Raw genomic sequence first — 2,611 nt, forward strand, 5'->3', positions numbered from 1 at the left:
AGATTTTTTTAATAAACATATTTATATAACACTTATCATTATTAATAATCCAAAAAACGACAAGCTAAGCAACATAATAGATAATACTGCTTCTAGATGCTTATTCCGTACAATTTGTTTTACAGCAAAAAAAGTTCCTACCACCATTGTGACAATTTCCAAAGTCAAAAACAACGAATAAACTAAGTTATAACCTGTTTTAGTCGTGCTGTACAAAAAATAAATCATAAACATAAAAAGCAGAAATAAAGACATTACCGAAAAACTAACGGCTAATGCGTTATAAATATTATCACTTTTGGTCTTATATTTCATCATCATAAACAGCTTATCCTCATTGTTTTGTTTAATTTTATACTACGATAAAAATTACTATATGTCAATATCGATTAATCACATTATGGTAATATTTTAACCAATCTTAATAAAAAAACGCTTTCTTTAAAAGAAAGCATTTAAAATTTATTTATTGACAAAAGCGTTATAGATCGCCGCTATCGCTTTTTCAAAGTCGCTGTTATCCACACCTACTATTATATTTAACTCGCTGCTGCCCTGGTCAATCATTCTTATATTAATGTCAGCACTGTAAAGCGCCGAAAACAGTTTTGCTGCAGTACCTTTTCTTTTGCTCATACCGTGTCCTACAGTAGCTATCAAACTTAGATGCTCTACAACTTCTATATGGTCAGGATTAAGTATTGCCTGCAATCTTGCAAGAACATGGTCAAGTTTGCCTTCCAGCTGATGACTTTCTATAACCAAGCTCAATGTATCTATACCGGTAGGCATATGTTCAATAGATATATCATAATGTTCTAAAACTGAAAGCGCTTTTCTTGCAAAACCAAGCTCACTGTTCATCATAGATTTTTCTATGTATATCGCCGTAAAATCCTTTTTGCCTGCAATACCTGTGATTATTCTTGCGCTCTGACCTTGATAATTTTTTGAAGGCACTATCATAGTACCGCTATTTTCAGGCTCAAAGGTGTTTCTTATATTAATTGGAATATCAGCTCGTCTTACCGGAAAAATAGATTCGGGATGCAAAACAGTAGCGCCCATATATGACAATTCTCGCAGTTCTTTATATGTCAAGATATCTATTTTTTGAGGATTAGGAACGATTCTGGGATCGCACATCATAAATCCGTTTACATCTGTCCAGTTCTCGTATAAATCCGCCTTAACAGCGCGTGCCAATATAGACCCTGTTACGTCCGAACCGCCTCTAGAAAAAGTACATATAGCTCCGTCTGGAGTCCTGCCATAAAAGCCGGGAACAACAGCTCCTTTTTCTTTTAGTTCACTCAAAACTTTTTGAGTGTAATCGTTGGTATATTCAGAATCAAAGCTTTTATCTGGGAAAAACTTAATGATGTTTTCAGCATCGACAAATTCATATTCTAACAGTTCAGCAAAAACAATTCCCATAAGATATTCACCGCGGCTTGCGGCATAATCTCTGCTGGCTCCGTTTTCTATATCCTGATACACTTTTTCTAGTTTTTCGGTTAAATCAAAATTTAGTTTTAGCTCTTTTACAATGGTTTCAAAACGTTCTTTAATTTTGGCAAAAATATCTTTGCAAGAAATCCCCTTCTTTACCGTTTCGTAACAGCTGATAAGCATATCTGTTACTTTTTCTTTTCCATTAACTTTGCCAGGTGCGCTTACAACGACATATTTGCGTTCGGGATCAGATTTTACAATATTTGCGGATTTTAAAATGCTTGACGCATCCGCCATAGAAGTTCCGCCAAATTTACACACTTTCATTATATATATCTCCCAAAAAAATAAAAATCACAAATGACCCTTATTATCAATAAGGATGTAACAATTATAATACCATATAATTAGAAAATTGAGTAATATTTATAAATGAAAAATTTATAAATATTCTGATTATTTTATAAATTTGGCTTCAAGATAATATCTTTTCTCAGTGGCTTCGCCAATAGAAAAACTCTTTTTAGGGAAAACCTTGCGTGTAGCAAGCGCCTCAAAGAAATTCTCTTTTTTGATAGAAGGCAACTTGATGCCCAGAGAATCTGGAACAGAAGATACAATCTCTCTCAAATTATCATCGCCGTGAACATAGTCAATTACTATGCTGTCATCATCTAGTTTTAAGTCATCCAAGAATTTCTGAACGGATTCTATTGCATCCAGCGGCTCCAAAGGAATAGGCACAGTTACAGAGTCATGCGAATTAAATACTATTTCGGTCGAACCTTCTTCAGCACTGAATTCATTTTTGAGTGAATTGATAACTTGTTTTACATCAACATTCTTGACTACTCTATGTATAGGATGGAAATTAAGTCCTTCGCTATATAAATTGACGATTTCTACTAGCGTATATCTTGCAGGATGATTTGCTCTTTCGCTTTCAGGCAATTCGCGCTTTATATTATTCCAATTAACTTTAGCCGCAGCCAAAGAATGATTGCCATCGCCTACCGCTAACATAAAGCCGTTGCAGGACTTGCAAGTTTTTTTAATAGCTTCTTCCGTAGATATCTTTTTGAACGCATCTATGAGTTTTTGAGGGTCTTTTAGCGCGTAACCTTTGATATGTCCGCCGTTTCGGTTAAGGTCAAAA

At 34.5% G+C, this 2,611-nt stretch carries 3 protein-coding genes; 1 reads left to right on the forward strand and 2 read right to left on the reverse strand.

What is annotated here, in order from left to right:
- Positions 1-181, forward strand: a 181-nt coding sequence (locus VIL26_00005) for a hypothetical protein (GenBank protein ID HEY8389331.1), incomplete at its 5' end; no start/stop codon positions are given.
- Between the two features lie 281 nt (positions 182-462).
- Here the strand turns inward: VIL26_00005 and VIL26_00010 are convergent.
- Both VIL26_00010 and VIL26_00015 read right to left on the reverse strand, forming a co-directional pair.
- Positions 463-1,782 carry an aspartate kinase gene (locus VIL26_00010; protein ID HEY8389332.1) on the reverse strand — a complete coding sequence of 440 codons (1,320 nt, stop codon included), beginning with the start codon at positions 1,780-1,782 and terminating at the stop codon, positions 463-465.
- Positions 1,783-1,911: 129 nt separating this feature from the next.
- Positions 1,912-2,611 (reverse strand): DUF1015 family protein (locus VIL26_00015; protein ID HEY8389333.1); only part of this gene is annotated, 700 nt, incomplete at its 5' end.

It is taken from the genome of Clostridia bacterium (assembly GCA_036562685.1).
Classification (GTDB): Bacteria; Bacillota; Clostridia; order Christensenellales; family DUVY01; genus DUVY01.

Coding starts and splice junctions, on each gene's coding strand:
- VIL26_00010 (HEY8389332.1), bottom strand. CDS start 1,782: ATGAAAGTGTGTAAATTTGGCGGAACTTCTATGGCGGATGCGTCAAGC.